The sequence below is a fragment of the Comamonas testosteroni TK102 genome (assembly GCF_000739375.1).
Taxonomy (GTDB): domain Bacteria; phylum Pseudomonadota; class Gammaproteobacteria; order Burkholderiales; family Burkholderiaceae_C; genus Comamonas; species Comamonas brasiliensis.
On record NZ_CP006704.1, the window covers coordinates 5,080,283 to 5,103,624 of the forward strand.

The 23,342-nt window shown below is 55.7% G+C and carries 24 protein-coding genes; 14 read left to right on the forward strand and 10 right to left on the reverse strand.

Annotation, left to right across the window (positions count from 1 at the left end; all coding sequences use genetic code 11):
• Nucleotides 1–37 precede the first annotated feature (37 nt).
• The 3 genes from O987_RS28480 to O987_RS28490 form a co-directional block, all read right to left on the reverse strand.
• Nucleotides 38–3,373, reverse strand: a complete 3,336-nt coding sequence (locus tag O987_RS28480; protein WP_080731592.1) for a metallophosphoesterase — start codon at nucleotides 3,371–3,373, stop codon at nucleotides 38–40.
• Between the two features lie 290 nt (nucleotides 3,374–3,663).
• Entirely contained in the window at nucleotides 3,664–4,197 is a 534-nt protein-coding gene (locus O987_RS23045) for a hypothetical protein (protein ID WP_235214209.1), read from the reverse strand.
• A 64-nt stretch (nucleotides 4,198–4,261) separates the two neighbouring features.
• On the reverse strand, nucleotides 4,262–4,600 hold the full coding sequence (locus tag O987_RS28490) for a helix-turn-helix domain-containing protein (RefSeq protein ID WP_158407686.1): 339 nt from the start codon (nucleotides 4,598–4,600) through the stop codon (nucleotides 4,262–4,264).
• A gap of 73 nt (nucleotides 4,601–4,673) precedes the next feature.
• Between O987_RS28490 and O987_RS29130 the strand changes: the two genes are divergently transcribed.
• The 14 genes from O987_RS29130 to O987_RS23115 all read left to right on the forward strand — a co-directional run bounded on the left by O987_RS29130 (nucleotide 4,674) and on the right by O987_RS23115 (nucleotide 15,130).
• Nucleotides 4,674–5,432: a hypothetical protein gene (locus O987_RS29130; RefSeq protein ID WP_158407687.1), complete on the forward strand. Its 759-nt coding sequence runs from the start codon at nucleotides 4,674–4,676 to the stop codon at nucleotides 5,430–5,432.
• 59 nt (nucleotides 5,433–5,491) lie between these two features.
• Nucleotides 5,492–5,953 carry a hypothetical protein gene (locus tag O987_RS23060; protein ID WP_043375023.1) on the forward strand — a complete coding sequence of 154 codons (462 nt, stop codon included), beginning with the start codon at nucleotides 5,492–5,494 and terminating at the stop codon, nucleotides 5,951–5,953.
• A 7-nt stretch (nucleotides 5,954–5,960) separates the two neighbouring features.
• The gene (locus O987_RS23065) at nucleotides 5,961–6,521 is read left to right on the forward strand and encodes an ogr/Delta-like zinc finger family protein (RefSeq protein WP_043375026.1); all 561 of its coding nucleotides are present in this window, start codon (nucleotides 5,961–5,963) and stop codon (nucleotides 6,519–6,521) included.
• A 94-nt stretch (nucleotides 6,522–6,615) separates the two neighbouring features.
• Nucleotides 6,616–6,759, forward strand: coding sequence for a hypothetical protein (locus tag O987_RS29295; RefSeq protein WP_200879578.1), 144 nt, complete (start codon nucleotides 6,616–6,618; stop codon nucleotides 6,757–6,759).
• Nucleotides 6,760–7,227 carry a hypothetical protein gene (locus O987_RS23070; RefSeq protein ID WP_043375029.1) on the forward strand — a complete coding sequence of 156 codons (468 nt, stop codon included), beginning with the start codon at nucleotides 6,760–6,762 and terminating at the stop codon, nucleotides 7,225–7,227. It begins immediately after the preceding gene.
• A gap of 6 nt (nucleotides 7,228–7,233) precedes the next feature.
• Nucleotides 7,234–9,339 carry a replication endonuclease gene (locus O987_RS23075; RefSeq protein ID WP_043375032.1) on the forward strand — a complete coding sequence of 702 codons (2,106 nt, stop codon included), beginning with the start codon at nucleotides 7,234–7,236 and terminating at the stop codon, nucleotides 9,337–9,339.
• Between the two features lie 21 nt (nucleotides 9,340–9,360).
• The gene (locus O987_RS23080; protein ID WP_043375034.1) at nucleotides 9,361–9,588 is read left to right on the forward strand and encodes a hypothetical protein; all 228 of its coding nucleotides are present in this window, start codon (nucleotides 9,361–9,363) and stop codon (nucleotides 9,586–9,588) included.
• 26 nt (nucleotides 9,589–9,614) lie between these two features.
• The gene (locus tag O987_RS23085) at nucleotides 9,615–9,815 is read left to right on the forward strand and encodes a hypothetical protein (RefSeq protein WP_043375036.1); all 201 of its coding nucleotides are present in this window, start codon (nucleotides 9,615–9,617) and stop codon (nucleotides 9,813–9,815) included.
• Nucleotides 9,816–9,818: 3 nt separating this feature from the next.
• Nucleotides 9,819–10,337, forward strand: coding sequence for a DUF4406 domain-containing protein (locus O987_RS23090; RefSeq protein ID WP_043375038.1), 519 nt, complete (start codon nucleotides 9,819–9,821; stop codon nucleotides 10,335–10,337).
• A gap of 17 nt (nucleotides 10,338–10,354) precedes the next feature.
• Entirely contained in the window at nucleotides 10,355–10,591 is a 237-nt protein-coding gene (locus tag O987_RS23095) for a hypothetical protein (RefSeq protein WP_003051612.1), read from the forward strand.
• On the forward strand, nucleotides 10,576–11,694 hold the full coding sequence (locus tag O987_RS23100; protein ID WP_043375042.1) for a tyrosine-type recombinase/integrase: 1,119 nt from the start codon (nucleotides 10,576–10,578) through the stop codon (nucleotides 11,692–11,694). The genes O987_RS23095 and O987_RS23100 overlap by 16 nt, the downstream gene beginning before the upstream one ends.
• 309 nt (nucleotides 11,695–12,003) lie before the next feature.
• On the forward strand, nucleotides 12,004–12,528 hold the full coding sequence (locus tag O987_RS23105) for a hypothetical protein (protein ID WP_043375045.1): 525 nt from the start codon (nucleotides 12,004–12,006) through the stop codon (nucleotides 12,526–12,528).
• Between the two features lie 76 nt (nucleotides 12,529–12,604).
• The gene (locus tag O987_RS23110) at nucleotides 12,605–13,279 is read left to right on the forward strand and encodes a hypothetical protein (RefSeq protein ID WP_043375049.1); all 675 of its coding nucleotides are present in this window, start codon (nucleotides 12,605–12,607) and stop codon (nucleotides 13,277–13,279) included.
• A gap of 1,011 nt (nucleotides 13,280–14,290) precedes the next feature.
• Entirely contained in the window at nucleotides 14,291–15,130 is an 840-nt protein-coding gene (locus tag O987_RS23115; protein WP_043375051.1) for an AlpA family phage regulatory protein, read from the forward strand.
• A gap of 575 nt (nucleotides 15,131–15,705) precedes the next feature.
• Here the strand turns inward: O987_RS23115 and O987_RS23120 are convergent.
• The 7 genes from O987_RS23120 to O987_RS23150 form a co-directional block, all read right to left on the reverse strand.
• Complete coding sequence (locus O987_RS23120; RefSeq protein ID WP_003051602.1) at nucleotides 15,706–16,209, reverse strand: macro domain-containing protein; 504 nt, start codon at nucleotides 16,207–16,209, stop codon at nucleotides 15,706–15,708.
• Nucleotides 16,210–16,845: 636 nt separating this feature from the next.
• Entirely contained in the window at nucleotides 16,846–17,517 is a 672-nt protein-coding gene (locus tag O987_RS23125) for an NAD(P)H-binding protein (RefSeq protein ID WP_043375054.1), read from the reverse strand.
• A 348-nt stretch (nucleotides 17,518–17,865) separates the two neighbouring features.
• Complete coding sequence (locus O987_RS23130; RefSeq protein ID WP_043375056.1) at nucleotides 17,866–18,210, reverse strand: DUF4148 domain-containing protein; 345 nt, start codon at nucleotides 18,208–18,210, stop codon at nucleotides 17,866–17,868.
• Between the two features lie 224 nt (nucleotides 18,211–18,434).
• Complete coding sequence (locus O987_RS23135; RefSeq protein WP_050872424.1) at nucleotides 18,435–19,052, reverse strand: YdeI/OmpD-associated family protein; 618 nt, start codon at nucleotides 19,050–19,052, stop codon at nucleotides 18,435–18,437.
• Between the two features lie 150 nt (nucleotides 19,053–19,202).
• On the reverse strand, nucleotides 19,203–20,561 hold the full coding sequence (chrA, locus tag O987_RS23140) for a chromate efflux transporter (RefSeq protein ID WP_043375059.1): 1,359 nt from the start codon (nucleotides 20,559–20,561) through the stop codon (nucleotides 19,203–19,205).
• A gap of 342 nt (nucleotides 20,562–20,903) precedes the next feature.
• Complete coding sequence (locus tag O987_RS23145; RefSeq protein ID WP_043375062.1) at nucleotides 20,904–22,187, reverse strand: hypothetical protein; 1,284 nt, start codon at nucleotides 22,185–22,187, stop codon at nucleotides 20,904–20,906.
• Nucleotides 22,188–22,266: 79 nt separating this feature from the next.
• On the reverse strand, nucleotides 22,267–23,265 hold the full coding sequence (locus O987_RS23150) for a Bug family tripartite tricarboxylate transporter substrate binding protein (protein WP_043375064.1): 999 nt from the start codon (nucleotides 23,263–23,265) through the stop codon (nucleotides 22,267–22,269).
• Nucleotides 23,266–23,342: the final 77 nt, after the last annotated feature.

Genomic DNA, 23,342 nt, shown 5'->3' on the forward strand with positions numbered 1-23,342 from the left:
ACTAAGCTAATGATAGAAACCGGAGCGAATATATTAATCATTCATCAATGTCTATTTGTTTCAGAAGAGATTTTGCAGATGCCACTTCTGGCGTCGATGTAGAGAATTCCAAACTCCTTGTAAGAAAATAAAGAAGTCCTCGATTAGCATTAAGAACACCCTCATTTTGTTTTTGTCCAAGCAAAGGGAATAAACGTTCTATATACTCTTTCTCTTTATTGACATTTTCTCTGAGACGCCAAATCAAGGAGCTATGTCTAAATAGATTTAGCAGATTTTCAATATCACCTGAGTTTGAGAATGAGTTCCACAATATTTCATGGCATTCACTAAACAATGGATCAATTCTTTGATTGTATATATAGCTATAAGCTTGTGTACATTCCGACATCTGCTCGCGACTAAGTTGTCCATTTTCTTTTAGAGAAATTTTTGCCAACTTAAGAGAGCTTCTAATAAAATTGTAAGCATCGCTCTCTTTCTTCGCGATGCTCGCAACGTCGTTCAATATACTTTTCCTCTCAGAAGAACTTTCAACCGATGCAGCACGATCAAGAGCAATATTATTTGCCACGACAAATGACTTTCTTTTAATCGCAAGCGCCTGAAGTTTCTCAAGCTTTTCATCACGGTCTATTTCGCAAGCTGGATCATTTGCAATAATAATACTTCGAGCCTGAAGGGCGGAATTAGTTTTCGGCGCAATCTTCTCACACCGCTTTGCAATCTCAACTGCTTCCTCAGAATAATCGCTAAGTGATTCACAGCACAAAGCCAGACTTAATAGAACACTTTGTTTTCTAGAGTTTGACACCGCCATTGGCTCACACTGAATAAATAATTCACGTGCTCGCTCATGCTCTCCGATCATTCGCAGAGATTCCGCGTATTGCTCTCTTGCCAGAGAAATATCTAAATCTTCAAGATCACATTCAAATAGGGGTAGAAAATCGTCATAAAGACTAGATATGCTACGATAATGACCACCTTGCTTAAGACTCGCCGCATATGATGTAGCAAGTGCGATGGCCCTACGCATTGATTTTTTATCTCCAGAATCAATCGATGCTTTGGCTGCTCTCAGAACCATGGTTGTGGCATTCCCAATTTCTCTGAGTTCACATCTTGAATCTTCAAATTTCAAGTAAGACGGAGGTGTGATACCACGAATCTCCCAAGTTGAGCTTTCTCCAAAGTACAAAGATAAAGCTTTTTCACTTAATTCTCGATGCTCTTCCTCAGACAGCTCTTGAATTATATATTCTCTGATTGGGCGCCTAACCACCAATGCCTTCCCATTATTATTTATGAGACTATTGACCTCTAACGAGGTTACATCCATTGCATCAATTAGTGCTCTATCCAAAAGCAATGAAACATGATTTGGGTAAAATGCCCGCGCACCATAAAAGCGTCTAATCCTCGAGAATTGCTCACCTTGAGGAAAAATTGATAGGACTTTTAATAAAGCATATGCACGAAGACAGGCCTCATCTTCTGATTCAGCAAGATCGTCGATTGCTCTTTTCAAAGGTAATGCCATATCTCGACTAGCAACACTTTTACCTGACACGTCAGAATCAAGTTCATGAAGCCCTTGAAGCCCGACTATTTGAAGGTCCTTCAAAGCTGAATCTATTCGATAAGGATTACCATCAGTATGCCGATACAATCGGGATACTGCATCGTACATAGAAAATCTCTTCCCTCCACGCTCATGAGCAATAATGTATTGGGCAGTGTCAGCTTCATCTAATGGAGAAAGCTCAACTACTCTTATTTCAGTAGCTGCAGGCTGCACCCTAGAAAGAACAATTACACTAATCTCAGGACAAAAATCCAGTATTACTTTAATAAAGCTATGAATCTTATGCGACAGAGAGTTTTCTGTATCAAGATCAATATTTATGTCGTCAAGAACTACGAATCCAGGGCCATTTTCGGCTAAATCACGACATAGCTTCTCAAAGCTGCAACCGAGAACCTCTGGCACTCCAGCCAATATATCTTCAGTTGTCCTATATTTATGCAAATCCAGATAAAAAATATCACCTGCATCATCTAAAAGCTGATGCTTTACACATGCAACGAACTCATTACCTCCCTGCCCCCAATCTGCAACAAGCCATGCCATTCTCTTTTCTTTGAGAGCTGCAAGGAATACGGCTCTTTCCGCTTTGCGAACTGCCATATGAGCGTTAATATTGGTTACAGGACATGTCAGCCGACTCAGGACATCCTTGGAGTCAACTTCAACCAATATATCGGATTTCTCCTCATTTTTAATATTTCCTAAGGAACTAATACCTTTATTAATTGCTATATCGCAATAACGATCATCGACAAGATTCCACTCTTGATTAGCACATAACTTAGCTGAGTTATCTGACCTTTTTATTAACTTTCTTGGCCAAACTCTAATAACCGGAGATTCCTCTTTTTTATAAATATTAATAACAGAGTAACCGTGATCTCTTCTCTCTCTGTTAGTTCCAAAATGCTCCAGGCCAAAAATAGATGCTGCTTGAATTGTGAGACGATCCAGCCCACCAGAAACAGATACTGTTTTAGATATACCTTCATGCATATGCCCAAAAAGATGGGCATCGAATCTTCCAGGGGGATTAATTTCCGCTTCCCATAGATTCAAAGATGAGGAGTGTAGCCATTCCGCGGGATGATGAGTAACCAATAGATTGAAATCATTTTCTGCACACCATTTATCCGGATCATTACTCATCACAGACATTAATTGGCGAGGATGCACACAAAGCTGCCCCTCTAGATTACCACCCCGATGTTGCAGCCATGAAGAATTTAGACCAGCAATACCTAGCTTAATACCTTCTTTTTCAAATACTGCAGACACATCACCGGGTAGTGTGCCTCTATTCACACTAATCAAAGGTATAGAGCCCGTCAAAGAATCGTACCAATCCACGTAGTTCTGAAACCAGGTCTCAACAGATTTCCGATATTTAGAAGAATCAGACTTCCAAAAGTCTTCCTGAACACCCACTACATCCCACCATTGACTCAAAACAATAGATGATGGGTCTATTTCACTCGGACGGGTTAAATCATGATTGCCAGGAACAACAAAAAGCGAAGGATTCGATCCTAGTTTATTAAATTCCGCCCATAGCTCCTTAAGAGTCTTCGTCAGTTCCGAAAATTCCTCTTTGCTTGCTTGTTGAGTCAAGTCACCAGAAAATATAACTAAATCCCACGGGCCCGTATCATTATGCAGACTTTTGAGATCATGGAATAACTGATTTTTCAGTCGCGGCCACATCCAGTCCTGCTGCTTCAAACCAAAATGCAAGTCACTAAAGTGCAAGAACTTCACAGAATTAATATCACTTGAAACCATGATGATTTAGTATGTAAGTTGAAATTTTATTCTTTATAAGATTTTTTCAGATTAAATATAAGTATTGAATCCGAAAATAATCCTCCGGAAAGAATTACACCAAGTTGGTTGCGTTCTGAAATGCTGACGGAGCCGTCATTGCAGATGAACAGCTCACCCTGGCAATGCGACACACCGCCCTTGCGGCCCGAGCATGGATAGTTGGCAGCATTCGCCTGGGCAACGGTCGTAGCCAATACAAGGCAAGCGCAGGTAGCCCAAAATAAGCGCGCAAACATAGCGTCACCTATTCAGAGAAAAATCTGCACTAGCGTTGAAGTGGGGCCGGTGGACAGCCCAACGCGCTTGCCTGCAAACTTGCCGTCGCGCACGGGGTCGCCGTTCTTGGCGCTTTCCAGCAACTGGCGTGCGGAGTCTTCGCCAAGGGCGTAGGTCAACACCTGAGCGGCCAACTGCAGGTTTTCGGCGTTCTTGACTTCATAGGTCTCGCCGTCGTCATCCCTGAAAAACTCCCAATACACGTTCACGCGACCGCGGCGGAATTCAAGGCCGAAATCCGGCCCGCACACACTCCTGCCGCATTTGTCGGTAAGGAAGCTGTAGCCCTTGCCATCGTTAAGGCGGGTTTCGCTGACCACAGGGCGGCCAACAGCGGCGATCATTCCCGCCTCATCCAGCTGAGCCGCACGCGGCGCTTGTTGGGATGGCCCGGCGGTGCTGCTGCCGTCGTGCTGAGAGCAACCTACGAGCAAACCCAATGCTGCAGCGACCAAGGCGGTGAAAAGACCTCGCCGCGTTGAACGGCTGTTCTCTAAAACCAGCATTGCACTCCCCCTCTTTAATGAGCTGCAGTCTCTCTGGACTGTCAGCCCGAAAGTCGCTTCTTACCTATTTCTCTTGATAAGAAGAAGCCAACTTGGCCACGGCTTGTAAGGCAGCTCGCACCTCTTGTGTTCCGCTTCGCCATGCATCCAGTAAATCATGCTCATCTGCATTGAGCGTTGCCTCAGACTGTCCTTCACGCCGACCAGTCAGCACATACAGAACATCAACACCGGCATTTGCTAGAGCTATCAATGAGCCCGATCCTGGCTCCGCAGCTGCTCGCTCGTAGCGACTAAGCATGGTGCGAGTGATCCCGCACGTATCAGCCAGCTCAACCTGTGAGACGCCAAGTCGTTGGCGCTCCTCGGTCAGTCTCTCTCCATGACTGGTATCAAAAGGCACAATAAATCCTTGACACTGAGCCTTATAAGGCTCAATAATCCTAGTACGTTGTAAATCTCAGTTCTCATCGTACATGACCACCATCACCGTCCCGGCAGGCCATGCTTGCGCAAATCGAGGAATCCACTGCACCGTTGGTTCGTCCGTGGTGCGCATCATCCTCAAGTGCATGCGGAAATGGCTGTGCCCTGAGGCATTGCGTGCAGCGGCTGGCAGCTCAGGAAAAGATGGTGTCGCAGCCTTCACGCATTCCGAACGTATCCAGCACCTGTTCCCGCAAATTGAGGGTTTCCAGCACAGATATCAGGTGCATGAACTCCCCCATGCCATTGGCAACGAAGTGCCGGTAGATCTGACCCGACTCGTTGCGAAGGCCAATAACTCTGTCCTTCCCCGTTTCGCGCCACTCAAAATGGGCTTGGACTTCGACCATGGCCATGATGAGCTGGTCGTCAATGCGTGGAACGATCCCATCCAGGAGTTTTGTCTGCATTTCTGCCCCTCCGGCTTTGATGTTGTGGTGCTTCATTGTGCCGCCAGACAGGGCGAAAAAACAATTTGCAACATATCAAGGACTCAAAGGCTGCTAGTGCCGTGGGCTTTGAAAAATGAAGTCTGCAACCGACTCAATGCGGTCAAGCGCCGCTTGCAGGTAGGTCTCGATAGGGTGGCTTTCCCGCCAAGTGGCTTGCCATGCATCGAATTCACCAGACTCCACCCCATCACTGCTTTGGGTGCCAAAGGCTTTCTTCTTGTCGTGCTCAAAAGCCTCGTTAGCAAGCGCGACAGCCTGCTCCTGAACCATGGCCGCGAACATCAGTTTCTCTGTTGAGTAGCGCATTGGCTGCTATCCGTTTCATTTGCATGCTGTAACAAGCCAGCTCATCGTACATGACCACCAACCACAACCTGCAGGCCACCACATCACCTACGCATCTGGTCGTATCGGCTGTGAACAAGCCCATTGCCATTCGCCTGGGCCAGCAAGAGCTGGACGAGGTGCTGTGCTTGGCCCGCGCAGAGGACAGGCCTGCGGGCAACTTTGCCCGCATGGTCTACCTGCTGGGTCTGGCCGTGTACCGCGAGCAAGGCTTTTTGACGCTGCAGGCCGATGTGGCACAGCCCGCCCGCAGCCGCTGGCAGGCGGCCAGTGGTCTGGTCAATGAAAAGCCGATTGCCATGCGCCTGAACTCCACAGAGCAGGCCGATGTGGAAGAAATGGCCCGTAACGAATCGCGCCGCCCTGGCAACTTTGCGCGGGCCGTGTTTCGCATGGGCATGCCGATCTACCGCCAACGCATACAGCAGCGCGCTGTGGCCACGCCCGCAGTGGGTGCTGTCAGCTATGAGTGAGGTGCCCATGGTCGAAAACGATCCTTTCAATGCAGAGCCCGGTCTGCAGGCGCATCGTAGTTTTGCGCAGGCTGCCCTGGGCGTAGGCGTGCGTAAGGTCAGCATGGGCGTTGTGGAGCCTCAAGCTGTGGGACAAACCGGGCAAGGCTGTAACACCGCGAACGGGCAAGCTCAGGCACCCGCCAAAAAGCAGCCGCCGCTGGTCCTTGACCGCAAGCCCAAGAGCATTCCGCGCGACAGAACGCGCCTGCGCTGCCCGCATTGCAAGTCGCCTTGCAACTCGCGCACCAGCTTTGAAACCAGCGCGCTGACTCGCACATTCATCTATTGCTGCACCAACTACGAGTGCGGCCATACGTTCAAGGCAGTCATGGAGATTCACTACACGATCTCCCCCAGCGCCACCCCTGACCCTGCGGTGAACCTGCCCATATCCACCCATGTGCGCCGTGACTTGGTACGTACCCAGATGGATGTGGCGCGGTCTGCAGAGCATGTGCCCGAGCACACCGAGCCGGTAACGGGCGACCTGTTCGCAGGCATACCGCCCGACCCGCCGCGCACCTAGCGCCCTAACCCCTTCCGCTTTCCACACCGCTGACAGAGCCAGTTTGCTGGCCCTGCGGCCCTTTTCACGCCCAAAAAACCTGAAAGACCATCGCATGAGCCACTTTGCCATCACTCACTACGACAAGGACCATGTGCGCCGCCGCATGGTGATCGGTGCTCCCAATAACCTCATGGCCAGGGATTGCGCAGTGCGTATCTATGGCGCTGCATGGTTCATGAGCTGCGTGAGGGTCTGAATGAACGCCCCGATGCGCAATGCTCTGGTAATGCTGCCGCCCAAGCTGGCACCTGCGGATGTGTTGGTGGCAGAGCCACTGCCCGATACATCTGCGGAGCCGAGTGCGCTGCTGCCTGGGGCGGTTGAATTGCTGCGCATCACTGTGGAAGCCTGGGGCCCGCTGCGTGAGAGCGATGCAGTGCCCATGCCGCTGGAGACGCGCAAGCAGTGGGCAGCCCTGCGCAAGGAATACCGCAAGCAATCAGGCCGGGGCTATATCGATGCAGAGAACCAGGAGTGGTTCAGCCTGCCCGAAGAGCTGCGCATGGTCATCCTGCTGCTGGCCCAGGTGAGCGGCAACCTGCCTGACCTTGTTGGCAGGGACTGGCGCGAAACACCGCCGCCCGAGCGCGCAGCCATCAAGGCTGCGACACGCTCCCTCAAACGACATTCCGGCCGCCTCGTCGCGCTGGCCAGCCTCTGGTAGTTCGCCATGGCTGTCTCTCTCATCCCGCGCAAGCGCGTCACCACCAACTTTAGGGAGTGGCTGCGCCATCTGCCCAAGCAGGCGCACGTCAACCAGCACCTGCAGCGGATCATCGAGTCCGCGCCAAAGGAGTGGCAAGGGGCCATTCGTGCGCGCTTCGTCAAGACCGCACCCTGCCCGCCTGCCGGTGTGGCGCTGGACGCTGAGGCCTATGCACGTTGGGAGATGGGGCAGCCCACCGAAACGCAGCAGGCCTGGACAGCCCTGCAAGAGCTGGCGGACTACGAAGACCGCTATGGTGATGCGCTGCGCCTGAACCTGAGCGATGACGAAATCTGCACCTGGGCCAAAAAGCTGGCCGAGGATGTGGAAGAGTTCGACAACCGCCTGCAGGCGCACGCCCGCACTACGCTGAGCTTTCCCAAGTTGCAGCCGGCAGACCCGGAAGTCACTTTGCAGGCCCGCATCAATGCCGTGCGCCGCATTGTGGACATGCTGGGCGTGGAGGTCAGCAAGCCCATCAAGGGCGAATCAGACATTGCGCGCGCCAAGTGTGCACGCTGGTGGCGCCGCCGCCTTCGCCGCCATATCGCCCGCGTGGTGGAGGCTGGAGCCATCCATATGGGGCTGGTGCATCTGAACAGCGGCGGCTATGTGAGCCACAGCGGGCTGCACCGCCGCAAGGGCCAGTTGGCACGCAATGCCGATGCCTTGGGCCGCACGTATTACAAGAATGAAGCGGGCCAGCATTACAGCCTGGCTGAGCTGTCGGCGCTGTCGCCATCCAACCCGGCCATTCGTGGCGGCGAGTTGATGACGCGCATCCGCGGCGCCGAGGAATATGCCGACGCCCATGGCCATGTGGGCCTGTTCCTGACGCTGACACTGCCCAGCAAGTACCACGCCATGCGGCTGGTGGGCGGCGGTGAAAAGCGCTGGGCCGAGCGCAACCCCAAGTTCAACGGCGCCGACCCTCGCGAGGGCCAGCAATGGATGCTTGCGCTGTGGAAGCGTGTGCTGGCCAAGCTGGACCGTCTGCACATCAAGCGCTACGGCCTGCGTGTGGTGGAGCCCCACCACGACGGCACGCCCCACTGGCACATGCTGGTGTGGACAGAAGACAAGGCCCAGGCGCGCGCCCTGGTGGCCACCATTCGCAAATACTGGCTGAGCGAGGACGGCAACGAACGCGGCGCCAAGGAAAACCGCGTGGATGTGAAGCGCATGGAGCGCGGCGGCGCTGCGGGCTATGTGGCCAAGTACATCGCCAAGAACGTGGGCCACATCGCCCTGGCCGAGCATATGGATGTGGCGATGGGCCAGGAAATCCAGATGCGCCTGGGCCTTGACCAACCCGACCAGCCTGCGCCCACCGACACCCATGGTATGGCCGCCCAGCGCCGCGTGGATGCATGGGCCGCAACCTGGGGCATTCGCCAGTTCCAGGCCTTTGGCATGCCCAGTGTGACGGTATGGCGCGAGCTGCGCCGCGTGAGCAAAGACCAGCCGCAGCAGCTTGACCTGTTCTGCCCCGAAACTCAGCGCAGCATTCAGCGCGCCTATCAGGCCTGCCACCGCCACGGCGACGGAGAGAACGCCATACGCGCGGACTGGCGCATGTTCATGGAATGCATGGGCGGCCACAGCTGCAAGCGCTATGACTGGCTGCTGCGCCCTGCCCGCCGTGCCGCCAAGGCCGGGGCCACCAATATGTACGGCGACCCGCTCATCGCAGGCACGGTGCGCGGCGTAGAGATTCAGCGAGGCCGTGCACGCGGCCACTGGCTGGTGAGCCGCCGCATCGCGTGGTCGCACTGCACGGACAAGCCCCAGGCAGCGGACGCCGCCGGCGTGGCTGCAGACGCCGATGGCGTCATCAACAGCCCAGGCCAAGACGCGCAGCCACGGCCGGCTTTGCCGGCCGCTTGGACTGGTTTCAATAACTTCACGGGCCGCCTTCAAGGCGCCGCCGCTGAGCAGATTTCCATCAGCGGCAACCGTGAATCAGAGGTCAAAACCAGCCACCTCGACCCAGATTCACCGGCCTTCCAGCGCCAAGCACTGGCCAACCGCTTCCAGCAAGCCGCGCACTTCTTCAAAAACGCCCATTGATCCATCACAGGAGGACTCGCCATGCCCGCAAAACGCACCGAACCCAGCCGCGCGGCCGTCAATCCGGCCGCGGGCTTCAAGTACACGCCCGCAGTGAGCACCGATCTCGCCAAAAGCTTTGCCGCCATTCGCCGCAGGCAAGCCCAGCAGCAGCGCAATGCCGCAGCACTCGAAGCAGTGCAAGCCCAGCAGGCACTGGAGCTGGAGCAGACCGCCCAGGTTGTCCAACTTTTCAAGCACGCCGTCTAACCCAACCCACATCAGGAGGTAACACCATGGACCAGAACATCACAGCCTTGCATAGCTATCGCGCCATCCTCATTCCTGCCGACGCCTCCAGCAACGTGGAAGCCCTGGCCGACGCGGGCCTGCTGCCCACCATCCGCGTCAAGGCAAGCAATGCCACCCAGGCCGAAGTCAATGCGCATGTGGCCAGCGGCCAGGGCGTGCTGCGTGTTGAGCGCGTGGAGGGCTGAGCAATGAACACACTGAACCTCGTTCGACTCATCGCCCTAAAGCTGGCACTGCTTGGCGGTGGCGCCATGGGCTGGGCCTTCGCCCGCCACTACATCGCAGACAGGGTGCGCCAAATGGGCCAGATACTGCTGGGCAAGCAAGACCTGCGCTGCATCTTCTCCATGCTGGAAGTCATGCAGGCCCGCCAGAGCGCAAAGCGTGTCTATCTGTCCGGCCCCATGAGTGGCCTGCCAGAGCTGAACTATCCGACCTTCAATGACAAGGCCGCCGAGCTGCGTGCGCGCGGCTGGCATGTGGAGAACCCGGCAGAGAACCCTGCCCCGCCCTGCGGCTCCTGGCGCGGCTATATGCGGATGGCCCTGTGGCAGCTGGTGAGCTGCGAGGCCATCTACCTGCTGCCCGGCTGGGAAAACAGCAAGGGCGCCCGCCTTGAATACAGCATTGCTCAGTCCCTGGGCCTGGAGGTGATCGAGGCCGCCATCAGCATCCACATCAACAGCACGAACAAGGCCGCAGCCTGAGAACGGGAGAAATGAACATGAATCAATCCAATTGGGTCACCATCGCAAAAGCAGGCGCAGAAACAGGGCTGCCGGAATCCTTTTTCAACGAGCGCACCGGGCTTTCCGGCATCTGGCCAGAGGGGCCAGTCTGGAAGTGGTTTGAGGGCCGCAAGCTCATCAACATGAACGGTTTCTATTCGCTGGTCGACAAGACGCCCAGCGTCCGCAGCAACCGAGGCCGCAAGAAGGCGAAGACATGCCAAGAGCAGTAGCCAAAACCACAGGGGTGATTGTTCGGGAGTCACACCTGCAGATCGATCTGCGCGCCCAGGGCTTCGGGCGCGAGCGCCTGGACTTGGCGCCGACGCCAGCAAATATCCAGTACGCAGCGCGGCTGCGGCTGGAGATTCTGGCCAAGATCGAGCGCGGTTCATTTGCCCTGGCGGACTATTTCCCGGATTCGCCGCGCGCGGTCAAGGACGCGCTGTCCCTCACCTTCAAACAGTTGGCCGGTGAGTGGCTGCGCGTGAAAAAGCCGCAAGTGCAGCACAGCACTTTCCACCACTATGAACAGACCCTGACCAGCTACCACTACAACGAGCTGATGGAAATGCGGCTGGCCAGCCTGGACTACCGCGCGTTGATGAAGCTGCTGGCGGACTTCCCGTCCAATGGCAAGACCTTCAACAACGTGGCCACCGTGTTGCGCCAAGTGCTGGAATATGGGTTCAAGGCCAAGCTCCTGGCAGAGCCGTTGCATGACCATGTGCAGATGCGCCGCCATCAGAAGCCAGGGCCGGACCCGTTTCCGCTGCATGAGGTCAATCAGATCATCCAGTCCATGCCTGCTGGTCAGGCTCGCAACTATTTCGAGCTCGCTTTCTTCTCGGGCATGCGGCCGTCCGAGCAGATTGCAATGCAGTGGAGCAAGGTGGACCTCAAGGCCGGAAAAATGCTGGTCGATGCCGCCAGGACGCGCGGCGAGGAAAAGGGGACCAAGACCGGAAACACTCGCACCGTGGAGTTGACCGCCAATGCCTTGGAGGCATTGCGCCGTCAAAAAGTGAGCAGCCACAGGAATGCCGTCTATGTGTTTGAGACTGAGCAGGGCAAGCCTTTTGGATCCACTGACATTCCGCTGGATGCATGGTGGCGCCCAACCGTCAGCGCGCTGGGCCTGCGCTACCGGGATGCCCGACAGACCCGCCACACCTTCGCAACCATGTGCCTGATGGCGGGCATCACGCCCGGCTGGGTGGCCATGCAGATGGGGCATTCCATCGAGATGTTTTTCCGCGTGTACAGCCGATGGATTCAAGGCGCAGACCAGGGCGCCGAGCGCCGCAAGCTGGATGCATTTATTGCAAAGAGTTAGGCCTGCGAGTGCAGGCAACCATCTTGCTCAGCGCACCGCACTCATCGAGAGAGGGGCTACGTGCACCACAGTCAGTCAATGCCTAATTTTTGTGCGGGCGATCAAAAAAATTGGCGTCTTGTCACTTTTTTACCCCACGCCGCAACAAAGAATAGTGACCAAAGCATTGCACGCTTTTTAGACATGGTGCACAGTTGCGCAAATGCATTGCAATTTTCGTAGGCTTTCATTGCAATAAGTATCATCTGCCTACAAGAAGCAATCGCCGCCGACACCATAGCCGGCGGCTATGCAGTTTAGAGATCACTGATGACGCTAGCCGAGCAAACAACCTACATTTCTGACTTTGCGCCCTTGCCGGTCGCACCCGCTCCCACCGGTGTTGCCACGCGCATTTTGTTGGGGTACAAGGTCTCGTACATGCATGCTGCTGCGACTCAGGTCTTAAAAAAGAAGTTCTCTACGCCCTTCGCCGAGCAGCAAACTCAGGAGGTCAACACTATGGCTAAAACCGTGTTTACTCCCAACATCGCCAAGAAATTTGGCATTACCAAGGACATCGACAGATTTGCCGATGAACTGGGTGTAGAGTATCTGTTCGTGAGCGACGAAGCCGTGCGAACTGGTAGTGCCACTGCTGCTGGGCAATTCAATGCAGACAAGCCTGCCGCCATCGCAGCCTTGTTCCCGGAAGACGCCGGAACGCTGCAGCTGGCCGAATTCCGTGAAAAAGTAGCCGATGTGCTTCGACGCTTCAACATTGCGTTCACGCCGCGCGTTGTTGACATCTGTGCCCTTCCTGATGAGATACTAGTCACCTGCGTACATCACTAATGGTGGCTAGGTGACAGGCAAATCAGAAGAATCAGCAAAAGATAATCAAGACCCCCCGCGAGGACTAGGCTCCCCAATGGTGACAAAGCTCGTCGCCGATGGGTTGATGTGTTCGTTTTCGTCGATAGTCTCACTGCGCACCTACATGAACATGCTTCCTCACTGTAAGGAAGCAGAATTTAGCAAGAACGACCCCATCGGTGCCAACCCCATCGACAATCCAGAAGCGTATCTAGCGATTCCCGGAATGGCAGATCTGTCGGCAACTCGCGATGCAGTGCGGTTTCGCGTCATGCAGGTCAGCGAAGGCTTCAGCGTAGTGCGTCACTTTGCCAAGGAGCAGCCAGAGCCTGACCAAATATTGAAGGTCAAGCTTGGCGTCACGGAACACAAATACAACCTGAACGACCACCAACATGCCCAAGTTCATCTGAACTACCTTGCTGGCTTTGGCCTCGATGTTGATAAGTTGGCCAAGCTGCGCAATGAATTAGCGCATGACACTACTTACGCCGCATATGCCTTTCTGTGGAATGACGTTATGCGTGATAGTGGGCTGATCCAGCAGACAGCCAATGCTATGGAAAGAATCTTCATGCACGAAAAGCTGTGTGAGGCATATAAGGCGGCGCAGCCATCGTTCAAAAAGCCAACAGGCACGTTGCTGCCTCCTGTCACAGAGGCAGATGTGCTAAAGACAGCAATTGAGCGTCGTGCCAAGGCCGCTGCAGCATTTGCTTCAAAGAAGTAGCAATGGAAAGGCCCGCATGCTCTGGTCTTGTCGTTTCTCACCTATCGTGTGACTTAAAAGTGGCGGTGTCTGGTGCAAACTATTCACCCGAGGAGCTGCGAACATGGCAAATAGCTCGCTCCATCGCCTCTTTCTCTTCGGCGATGGCGTTGCGTTGTGCGCGCATAGCTAAACAGCTGTCTGCACTGTCGAATAGCTTGAGCGTGAGCTAGCCGCATCACACCTTTCTGAGCGTCAGTGAAGTAAATCTACGATATTTGATTCATGCAAGCACTCCAAAGAAGCGCATTTTTCCCTAAGCTGTGGGACATTGCATGGGACATTAGGGGTTCAAAAATACGAATTTAACGATGCTCCTCCAGGGAGCATACAGGGAAGGCTCTGCGGATTTAGACAGACTAGCTGGTGTAACGGGTTCGATTCCTGTCGGGGGGACCAAATTCAAGGCCGCGAAGGTACATAACCTTCCGGCCTTTTTCTTTTTTCCCTCCGCAGACTTCAATTGAAAGTACGCCGAAGCCCGTAGAACAGTACCTCAATCCGAGGACTTCCTAGGGCGCATCTCGGGGCATATTTCATTTGCCCATGCATTCCAGTCATCACGGGCCGATAGGCGCGCAGGCCCAGATTCGCCCGATCTTTGGCGTTTGCCTGCGCCGGTTCTCGCTACCCAGCGCCCTCCCTGCTGTTCGGGGGAAGCACATTTGACTTGGCTCCCTCTCATGCAGCTCGCCAAACAATCCGACAACTCGGCTGGTGTGCTCTTCCAGTCCATGCCGGAGGAACCCGAGCTCGACCGATGGGGTCGAAATTGGTACTGCACGAAGCGTCAGGTGTGGCAAGGACGTCAAGGACGAGAGGTGGTCAAGCGAAACTCTTGAAATAAAAATCGTTCGTATTTCACAGCAATGTTAGAGTCTCACCTACATTGAACACGACTATCGAAAATCAATACTTATTGCATCGATCAACTGCACTTCATTCACCCGACGTCCGAGCTAGAGAGACCATATGCCAAGGAAAAGCACGTTACGTTCCACCAAGCATGTCATTCCCATGGATGAGGTTCTGGCACGGACAGCGATTTCCAAGTCAACGCTCTACAAGCTTTTGCGGCAGGACAAGTTTCCTCATCCCACGCCGATGAGCAACAGAAGCATTGGCTGGTTCGAGGTTGATGTCGAAAACTGGCTGCAAGGCAGCAAAGCAAATCGTCAAGCGAACCTCGCGCTTCCCGTCATCTACATGGCAGGCAAAATGGGAGGGCCTGAAGACAATCAAAAGCCAGACAGCCATTTCTCTTGCTGGCGAATCTTCGACGTTTCCAGATCCAGTGCTCGCGGAAATCTGGGAACTGAAAGCTCGGAAACCGACGTGCTGATTGCTCCGCCGCAAGAAATGGTCTTTCACGGAACGCGTACGAGGTTCATGTATTCAGGTCCGTGGAAAGCCCAGGGCATCGACCACGGATACCTGAATGGCGTCAGCTCATCCTCGCCCGATAGAGCTCAGAATGCCGCATACCGTGGAGCTCTGCAAGGCATCTCACGGGCCGATGTCGTTGTGGCCTATCTCGAAGACCTCGAAGCCTATGGCACCATGGTCGAGATCGGCTACGCACGTGCGACAAACAAGAGGGTGATTGTGATTACTTCACCAGCACTTCATAAGCCACCGCTCAACAACGGCTGGGGCAGCGGGCTCTGGTTTGCGATCAGGGCGGCCGACCGGCATATTGAATTACCCGATCGGCCCGACAGCACTCCAAAGGATCACTGGCGATTGGCCCATGCACATGCAGCAATGACCATTTCGGAGTGGTATCCGAACACCATAGCCCACGCCCCCTGAGCGCCTGTTCTTCCCGCGATCTTCAAGAGACAAAAAGCTGTGCCGCATAGGCCGCCCGATGAGCTTGAAACCTCGCATGCTTCATGCTCTGCCAGAGTTCTTGAAGGTCTCAAACGTGCCTGCAACGGCAGAGTTTCGCTCCCATAGAACGTGACCGACATCGCCAATGCCTGGCAGGCGTTGCCGCAGCGATGCGCGACAACAGATTGCTCTTACCGGCTATTGCCGGCTATTGCCAGGAGTGAGGGCACTGATCTCGTTTTGTGCCGCAAGCTCGCAGACCGACATCCGCTTGAGCCGTCCGGTTTGCCGCTCAAGGCATGGCGATACGCCAAGACAATGATCAGCCACTCCAATGCATTCCATCGACCCTCATGCCCCACAGCAGTCGGTGGCTGACTGGTCCAGGGCTTGAGAAATTGTGTGCCGGTATGCTCGCCGAATCGCTCCGTCCCCCGCCTAGCCTAGAGAAGGCGCAGACAGCGCAAGCGACACAGGCGTGCAATAGCAGCGCAATACCGGGCACAAAAAGGCAGCTTAAAAGCTGCCTTGCACTGCGAGGTCGATATTGCCGATCAAAGACCCTCGTCGGCCTTCTCACCCTTGCGATAAGTCGAATAAATGATCACCGGGATGCCTGCCTCACCAAGGTACTGAGAAATCAGAGGTTTCACATCCTCCCATTCCAAGCCACCCACACCGGTTGCAAGACGGGGCAATGCAACGCTTCGGATCTTCTCTTCCTTGATATATCTCGACAGGTTCTGCAGTGCGCGGCGCACGTTTTCCACGTTCGCTTTGCCGGGCTTGGCGCCAGGCCCCTGCCCCATCGTGTTCTGTGTGACTAGATTGATGATCTTGCGCACACCACCACCTTCCTGCACGCCCGTCCAGCCCCAGACATCGCCGGGAACAATGGACTTGTTGCGCGTGTCGTGACGGTAATCCTTCACCAGAGAGGGCCAGCGCTCACGCAAGGCCAGAGCCAGGCCGCTGTCAAAGGGATCGAACGCCGAGATACCGTGTCCCAGCAAATCTGCATTGCTCAAGAGAATATCGCCGCTAACTTCCTTGATCATCAATTACTCCTTTGTAGGTGAAATAATACTTATCTGCATTCACTATTGAATATATTTAAATGGATATCTCCAAATGACAAACGGACTGCAGGCAATTCGATCAAATAGCCATGAACGACTGTAGAATAAAGTTAACCATTCCCAGTGAAAACAACTCCTAACTTGATTTCATTGATTTAAATCAGCATCAGCTCAAAGAAAATACGAATACAAAGCTCTTTCTCAAATGCTCATCCAGTCTGCCGCTCGCGCCGCAAGACGTGACGCTGCAACTGCAGATGCCTCGCAGCAGATGGGCACTGCAAACCTGAGCAACAGAAACCGAGCCGGCCAGTTCATGCTGCACACCAGAAGCTGATGCTGAAAATAAAACTGCCGAGCAGCTTGCTCTCCCATAAATACCAATGAAGACGCAGCCGAATAATATCGCCGGGTATTCAATCAGGACTGAAAATAGCGAACCAGCTTTGAAGCTAGGGTGTTGACGCCACTTTCATTCATCGCTTCAACAATGACGAATGCGGACATGCGTCCAAGGCTTTCATTGCGATTCATGAAAAAAACCTGGCCGTGTTCTCTTTTTTACCGAACCGAAGGATCAGCAGTCAGAGTTCTATTTCCATCATGCCGTCGACTTCAGCGGCCGGCCTCCAGGCGAGCCATCTGGTCCGAAGCCAGAACGACCAGCCCCAGTGCCACCGGTACGGTATGCAACAGCGCCAAAGCGACTGCCCGCGCATGGACTGGTCGGTAATTGCCGGGGAGCAGCGGAGCCAACAGCCTGGCGATTGGAATTGCAAACCGCTCGCCAAGGCGCGGCGGCTGCTGCAGCCCATCACGTTTATCGAGAAGCAGCGATGGTTGGGCGATCACCAGCGCCAGGAGATCCAGCGTCTTCAACGCATCCTCCAACTCGCCCTTGACGCGGTTGTAGAACGTCGAAGAGCGTGCGCTGGCACCCACGGCACTGACCAGACCCACTCGCCGGGCTCCCGCAGCCACAGCGGCCCTGGCTACGGCCAGATTCGCGTTCAGGTCGACGGCACGGAATGCGTCCTGACTGCCTGCCACCTTGATGGTCGTTCCCAAAGCCAGATAGACCTCATCGACCTCAGGCAGCGCGGGAAGGTGGTTGAAATCGACGATGTGCACCTGGAGCTTGGGATGGCTGATGTTCAGCATCCGGCGACTCAGTGCATGTACCTGCTCGACCTGGCCGTCGGCCAGCAAGGCTTGAAGCAGCATGCTGCCGACCAGCCCTGTCGCGCCCGCCAGCAACACTCTTCTTCCATTGGACTGTGTGGTCATGACAGTAGCTCTCAACTCAAACGCATCGTATGACGGCGGTTCGGGCGCCTGTCCACTCCAGCCGTAAAACCGTCGATGGACAAGCTCAGTAATTCTCAGCGTCGAGCACACAAGGCGACCGCTCATCCTCGCATCGCCAATACTCTCATAGCAGCGGCGAGCTGAGCCAGCACGTTTCATTATCCAGGAACGAGCAACTGCTCATGCCCCGTCGCCCAGACTGGCGCGCGGACATGCCCGAGGACTGCAGACCGACTTCCTGATGTGCAGACATCCGTTCTGCCGCTGAATGAGAGTTTGCTTGCGCCAGACACTCGCACTTGCTGCTGGCACTGGCGCCAGGTTTCCCTAGCCCGAGATGGACTGCAGGCGCGCCTCTCGCTCGGATGGCGATTCGTCACGCAATTCTTGAATCACTTGCTCGCGGGTTTTGCTGGACCCGCTGCGGGGAATCTCTCTCGGAAAACTGCTTTCGCCAAACGACAGACCACCCTGCTTGATGGCCGCCTCGGTTTCGGCTTTGACCTGAGCCCTGGTTTTCTGGCTCACGAAATGATCCGGATGAACGCTCACCCCTTGCTCATTGTTCGCCGGATGCTCATAGGCAGCAGAGGCCATACCCGGAAGAGCAAGTGTGATGGCTGTGGCCACACCGGCCAGTGCAAGGGACAGTGAAAAGCGATGTTGAGACATGGTTGGCTCCAGAAAAAGTCTAGGGAACACAACTCCTTGGCCTGCTTCAAGCTGAGGAGAAGATGTGTTGATGCTAGAGATCGGAGCCCATCAGAATCGGGACAGCGCGATGACATTCTTGTCAGCTCTGCCGCAGCCTTGGCGCATGACTCGGAGGCTTGGCCACCGCCGCCCGAGCACGGGTAGCTCAATGCCCAAAACAAGGGCGCACGCGTGTTGCGCCATCAGGCCTTGGGACGGGGTTTGAAGATATGGATGGTCTCACCGCGGGCAAGCATCGCCACCAGCTGCTCGATGCGCCTGGCACGTGTCTCGGCCTTGGCGGCTGTCTGGATACGCCACAGTATCGCGTAGCGATTGGAGGCATTGATGGTTGCAAAAAAGGCCTTGGCTGCAGGCTCTGCCTCCAGCGCCGCTTGCAGATCTTCAGGGACCGTCGACGTACGCGCCCCATCGTAGGCCCGCTCCCAGCGTCCGTCAGCCTTCGCTGCATCTATCTGAGCCTGACCCGCTGGCTGCATTCGACCCGCTTCAATAAGAGCCTGCACCTTCTCGACATTGATCTTTGACCAGACGCTGCGCGCGCGCCTGGGCGTGAAGCGCTGAAGATAGTGCTGGTCGTCAAGGCTTTTCTTCTGTCCATCGATCCAGCCCCAGCACAGCGCAACCTCCACCGCCTCGGGATAGGTGACGCTGGGCTCATTGGCACCTCGCTTGGCGATCCTGAGCCAGAGTCCGCCGGAAGCAGCGTGATTCTTCTTCAGCCAGACCTCGAAGGCTTTGGCACTCTTGAACAGGGTCGGAGCCCGTTCGAGCGGGATGACGGATTTGACGGAAGGCATCACCTGGACCTATGCGGCATGGGCGCCAGCGCGGCTCGTGGCAAGGAGACTGGCGCCTGGTGGATGGTACGGGAGGTCAAGTTTAACCAGAGCTCCCGGCCAGTGGCAGTCGCTGAACGCCCATGACTTCGCCCAGTGCGAGGTCTTGGCCTATCTCCACAATTGAACAAGCAGCCCCATCATCCCGGCCGCGATGATGACGTAGATGACATTGATCTTGAAGCGGAGCAAGGCGATGCCCGCTGCCAGCCCGATGGCAATCGAGGGCCACTCCATGTGCCCTGCAAAGCCTCGGGGCCAAATGACATGGTAGGCAAAGAAGACGGCCAGATTCAGGATGACTCCCACCACCGCAGCGGTGATACCGACCAATGGCGCAGTGAACTTCAGCTTGCCGTGGGTGGACTCGATGAAGGGACCGCCCAGCAAAATGAAAAAGAACGACGGCAGAAAAGTGAAGAAGGTCGCGATCACTGCTGCGACGACTCCGGCCAGCAGCAGCGAATCCGCACCGAAGATCGCTTTGGTCCAGCCACCTACAAAGGCCACAAAGGACACCACCATGATGAGAGGACCTGGAGTGGTCTCTCCCAAAGCTAGGCCATCGATCATTTGTGTTGCAGTCAACCAATGGAAGTGCTCCACCGCCCCCTGGTAGACATAGGGCAGCACCGCATATGCGCCCCCAAAGGTCATCAGCGCAGCCTTGGTGAAGAACCACCCCATTTGCACCAAAGGAGACTCCAGACCAAACGCCGTGGCGAGCACGCCCATCACGCTGGCCCACAGCGTCAGGCAGACCAGCGATACCCGCCAGAATCCTCGCCAGGAAAATCGCGCATGCGGCGGAGTGGGAGTGTCGTCATCGATCAATGCAGCACCGAGTGACCGATACGCATTGCCTTTTTCATGGCTGGAGCCACCAAAGGCTTCGGGATGCAATTTACCCCCTACGAAGCCGATGGCTGCAGCCGCGATGACGATGAGCGGAAACGGAATATTGAGTGTGAATATGGCGAGAAAGGCAGCTGCCGCAATGCCCCAATGCCAGCTGCTCTTGAGCGATCTGGAGCCCACCCGGCAGGCGGCCTGTGCCACAAGCGCCGTCACCGCAGGTTTGATGCCGTAGAAGAAGCCCGCAATCAGCGGCATGTCGCCATGGGCCATATACAGCCAGGCCAGAGCCATGATGATGAACAGCGATGGCAGGACAAAGAGAACCCCTGCCAGAATGCCGCCCCATGTCCGGTGCAGCAACCACCCCAGGTAAGTGGCAAGCTGCTGAGCCTCGGGCCCCGGCAGCAGCATGCAGTAGTTCAGGGCATGGAGAAATCGCTTCTCGGAAATCCATCGACGCCGATCTACCAGCTCCTCATGCATGAGTGCTATTTGACCTGCGGGGCCGCCAAAGCTGATGAAGCCAAGCTTCAACCAGAAACGCAGCGCTTCTGATAGCGCAAGAGAGGTGGGCGCAACCGGATCGGTGGGCCTGGGCAAAGCGGTGTCCATAAAAGCTCCATAGGGAATATCCAGCTCTTGGACGGGACACCGTCTACCCTTGCGGGACGGGAGGCTGCTTTCCCGATGCAGAAATTCTAGCCCAGTCGCCCGGGCACTCGTACACGCCGAGGACAAAGTCTGCAGTCACCGAGAGCAACGCCAGCACATGGAACACAGCCGCACTTGCTCTGTTCCACCAAAAATTGCAGGACAGCCCTCTACGCCCAGGGCTTCTTCGCCTCAGATCTCTCCTGCAGACGCAGCCACCAGGCTGCCAGAATTTCCACTCCCTCGAGGCACAGTGCAGCTCGGATCACCAGAACTTCATCACCGTAGAGCTGCTTGCAATCTTCAGGCGGCGCTCACAATCGACGAGACATCCAGCACATACATCTGGCGCTGCCCCTCGTGCACCGAGTCAATGCAGACCTGCTTGCCATCCCGACTCCAGCGTGGGTGCAGGTCACAGCGGTTTTCCTTGCTCAGCTCGGGAGTGGCATAAAAGCTGCCCAGATTGCGACGCTGGCCGGTCTGCATGTCGAACAGGAACAGAAAGCGCTCGTGCGTGCTGTCGTCGGGATAGGTATCACTGAGCATCCAGCGGGTGCTGACCGGAGAGAAGGTCATATGGCCGTTCTCCACCAGCACATCGCGGCCGATCACCTGCACCTCGCCTTCGTCGACATCGTGATAGAGGTGGTAGTGGATCTCGCCGGCATGCGGCCCCCAGACGATGATGTGCTCGTTGTCCTGCCACAGGGGGTGAGAGATCTGGTACTCCGACTTTTCATAGTCAAACGTGCCTACGGCATCGGGGTCGAAGTCGTCGGCCAGTTGCGGCAGCGGATGATCGGAGCACTCCAGCAAGCGCATCTCGGATCCGTCCGGATTCATGGTGATCAGGCGGTGCAGAAAGCAGGTCTCATCTTTCACACGCTCTGTCCAGCGATGCAGAAAAAGCATGCGTGAGGAGGCCGGGTTGACCTCGATATGACTCACCCAGTGAATGGCCTTTTCCATCGACGCCACAGGATGGAATGCCTTGAGTTGCGCATAGCTGACCAGCAGCCGGGCATCGCCTGTCGCCAGCTCCATGCGCCAGATACCGTCGTCGGCGGGTGCCAGAGGCAACTCAAACGGCTGGCCCGGCTCGCTGTAGCCAATGGTCTCGTGCGTGATGTAAAGACGCCGGTAGTTGACCGACAGTGCCCAGGCACTGCTGGGTGCCACCACGTACACAGGCATGGGCAGAACACGGCGCTCTTGCGTATCCACATCCACCACCACGGCGCCAAAGCCCGGGTAAGGAGCGGACATATCGCCCGTGCGATCGTTATAGATCAACTTTCTGCCCGAGGCACCGTCCAGCCATTGCAGCTGGCTGCCCATCTGGAAATTCCAGGCGCCGGTCTCGCCCACGGCGTGAAAGCGGTCGCCGTCCTGGGTGTCGAAATAGCCGATCGTGGCCTTGACCTGCGGCGTCAGATAGATGTCCATCCAGGGGGTCTGCTGCGCCGCGAGCAGGCTATTGCTTCTGTCCCAGTTGGACTTGTTGTAATAGCCGAAGAAGTGATGCCGGCTGCTGCTGCCCACGCGGCGGCAGGGAACAAAGGAAGAGTCAAAGGAAATAGTCATTGGATGTCAAGCAGTAGCGTCGCAGCGTCGGGCTGCGACTCGAAAGCGGTTCCGGTCCGGCACAGAGGCCCGGCTCTGGTCAGTTCGCCGTGATCTTTCCGGCGGCGATCACCTGATCCCAGCGCTGTTTTTCCCTGGCCACAAAGCTCTGCGCTTCTGGCAAGGTATTGGCCACGGCGCTCATCCCCTGCTCTTGCAGCCCCTTGCGGAACTCGGGCGTATTGACCACCTTGCGGATGTCTTCGCTGAGCTTCTGCACCACGGCCTGAGGCACCTTGGAAGACACGGCGACCGTTGTCCATGACGTGGCCACATAGTCCTTCATTCCGGCCTCGCTGGCCGTCGGCACCTCCGGCAATGCCGCCAGGCGTTCATTGCCGGTCACCGCCAGCGCCTTGAGCTTGCCGCCCTTGACATGCGCCAGCACCGTCGGAGGGTTCTCGAACATCAGCTGGATCTGGCCACCCAGCAGATCGTTGAGCGCGGCAGAACTGCCACGATAAGGAACATGAACAATAGGCGCACCGGACTGCAGCTTGTACAGCTCCCCCATCATGTGAACCGATGAGCCCACGCCGGCAGAGCCAAAGTTGATGCTGCCTGGCTCCTGCTTGGCAAGCGCGGTCAGCTCCTGCAGATTTCTCACGGGCAGATTGGGGGTTGCCACCACCACATGAGGCATCTCTGCCAGCACGGTGACAACGCGCAGCTCCTTGGCGGGGTCGTAAGGCAGCTTTTTGTAGACCGCGTAAGCAGCATGCAGCCCTATGGACCCCACCATCAGCGTATAGCCATCCGCGGGCTGGTCGGACACATATTTCCCGCCCAGATGACCGCCCGCCCCGGGCTTGTTTTCCACCACCACCGGCTGGTTCCACAGGCGACCCAGCCTGTCGGCGAGCATGCGGGCTTGCACGTCCGAGCTGCCACCTGCAGTGAACGGCACGATGATGCGAATCTGACGAGCAGGATTGGGATATGCAGAGCTTCCTTCAGCCCAGGCAGAACTGACGCCTGCCAGCGTTGCGGCAGCCAGCACACCGAGACACAGAGAGCGACGAGCGCTAATGCAAACCATCTAATGACTCCTTGGATTTATTTCTGCGCTCTCGATGCCTGAAAGCGCATGCATTGTTTCGTTGGAAGTCAGTGTAG

Excerpts from the sequence above, each read along its gene's own strand:
- O987_RS23110 (WP_043375049.1), top strand. The coding sequence starts at position 12,605 with ATGGTGACAAAGCTCGTCGCCGATGGGTTGATGTGTTCGTTTTCGTCG.
- O987_RS23145 (WP_043375062.1), bottom strand. The coding sequence starts at position 22,187 with ATGACTATTTCCTTTGACTCTTCCTTTGTTCCCTGCCGCCGCGTGGGC.
- O987_RS23135 (WP_050872424.1), bottom strand. The coding sequence starts at position 19,052 with ATGCCTTCCGTCAAATCCGTCATCCCGCTCGAACGGGCTCCGACCCTG.
- O987_RS23115 (WP_043375051.1), top strand. The coding sequence starts at position 14,291 with ATGCCAAGGAAAAGCACGTTACGTTCCACCAAGCATGTCATTCCCATG.
- O987_RS23095 (WP_003051612.1), top strand. The coding sequence starts at position 10,355 with ATGAATCAATCCAATTGGGTCACCATCGCAAAAGCAGGCGCAGAAACA.
- O987_RS23075 (WP_043375032.1), top strand. The coding sequence starts at position 7,234 with ATGGCTGTCTCTCTCATCCCGCGCAAGCGCGTCACCACCAACTTTAGG.
- O987_RS23065 (WP_043375026.1), top strand. The coding sequence starts at position 5,961 with ATGGTCGAAAACGATCCTTTCAATGCAGAGCCCGGTCTGCAGGCGCAT.
- O987_RS28480 (WP_080731592.1), bottom strand. The coding sequence starts at position 3,373 with ATGGTTTCAAGTGATATTAATTCTGTGAAGTTCTTGCACTTTAGTGAC.
- O987_RS29130 (WP_158407687.1), top strand. The coding sequence starts at position 4,674 with ATGACCACCATCACCGTCCCGGCAGGCCATGCTTGCGCAAATCGAGGA.
- chrA (WP_043375059.1), bottom strand. The coding sequence starts at position 20,561 with ATGGACACCGCTTTGCCCAGGCCCACCGATCCGGTTGCGCCCACCTCT.
- O987_RS23125 (WP_043375054.1), bottom strand. The coding sequence starts at position 17,517 with ATGACCACACAGTCCAATGGAAGAAGAGTGTTGCTGGCGGGCGCGACA.
- O987_RS23085 (WP_043375036.1), top strand. The coding sequence starts at position 9,615 with ATGGACCAGAACATCACAGCCTTGCATAGCTATCGCGCCATCCTCATT.
- O987_RS23080 (WP_043375034.1), top strand. The coding sequence starts at position 9,361 with ATGCCCGCAAAACGCACCGAACCCAGCCGCGCGGCCGTCAATCCGGCC.
- O987_RS23090 (WP_043375038.1), top strand. The coding sequence starts at position 9,819 with ATGAACACACTGAACCTCGTTCGACTCATCGCCCTAAAGCTGGCACTG.
- O987_RS23060 (WP_043375023.1), top strand. The coding sequence starts at position 5,492 with ATGACCACCAACCACAACCTGCAGGCCACCACATCACCTACGCATCTG.
- O987_RS23105 (WP_043375045.1), top strand. The coding sequence starts at position 12,004 with ATGACGCTAGCCGAGCAAACAACCTACATTTCTGACTTTGCGCCCTTG.
- O987_RS23045 (WP_235214209.1), bottom strand. The coding sequence starts at position 4,197 with ATGCTGGTTTTAGAGAACAGCCGTTCAACGCGGCGAGGTCTTTTCACC.
- O987_RS29295 (WP_200879578.1), top strand. The coding sequence starts at position 6,616 with ATGAGCCACTTTGCCATCACTCACTACGACAAGGACCATGTGCGCCGC.
- O987_RS23100 (WP_043375042.1), top strand. The coding sequence starts at position 10,576 with ATGCCAAGAGCAGTAGCCAAAACCACAGGGGTGATTGTTCGGGAGTCA.
- O987_RS23150 (WP_043375064.1), bottom strand. The coding sequence starts at position 23,265 with ATGGTTTGCATTAGCGCTCGTCGCTCTCTGTGTCTCGGTGTGCTGGCT.
- O987_RS23130 (WP_043375056.1), bottom strand. The coding sequence starts at position 18,210 with ATGTCTCAACATCGCTTTTCACTGTCCCTTGCACTGGCCGGTGTGGCC.
- O987_RS23070 (WP_043375029.1), top strand. The coding sequence starts at position 6,760 with ATGAACGCCCCGATGCGCAATGCTCTGGTAATGCTGCCGCCCAAGCTG.
- O987_RS23120 (WP_003051602.1), bottom strand. The coding sequence starts at position 16,209 with ATGATCAAGGAAGTTAGCGGCGATATTCTCTTGAGCAATGCAGATTTG.